Below are 587 nucleotides of genomic sequence, written 5' to 3' on the forward strand. Positions count from 1 at the left end.
GGCCGGGGCACATGGTGCACCTGGACGTGAAGAAGATCGGACGCATCCCCGAGGGGGGAGGCTGGCGTGCTCACGGCCGGGACTCCGAGAACGCGCGAGCGGCCAAACGCGGGCCTGGCCGGCGGGTCGGGTACACCTACCTGCACTCGGCGATCGACGGGTTCACCCGCCTGGCGTACACCGAAGCGTTGGAGGACGAGAAGGCGGTCACCACGATCGGGTTCTTCTGCCGGGCGCGGGCGTTCTTCGCCGCCCACGGCATCACCGTGGACCGGGTGATCACGGACAACGGCAACAACTACCGGGCCGTGGACTTCACCCGGAAGGTGGTCTCGCTCGGGGGCCGGCACCACCGGATCCGCCCCTACACCCCGCGCCATAACGGGAAGGTCGAACGGTACAACCGGCTGATGGTGGACGAGGTCCTCTACGCCCGCCCGTACTCCTCAGAGCAAGCTCGGCGTGAGGCCCTGCAGGTGTGGGTGAACCACTACAACTACCATCGGCCTCATACCTCCTGCGGAGACGCTCCTCCGGCCTCACTGGCACCGACCCGAGTCAACAACGTCATGCCCTCCTACACCTAG

Annotated in this window: 1 protein-coding gene; it reads left to right on the forward strand. The window is 67.3% G+C overall.

All coding sequences use genetic code 11. From position 1 onward, the window contains the following. On the forward strand, positions 1–587 hold a 587-nt coding region (locus ACZ1IK_RS11235), incomplete at its 5' end, for an integrase core domain-containing protein (protein ID WP_465098524.1).

It is taken from the genome of Micrococcus sp. CS26 (assembly GCF_055522295.1).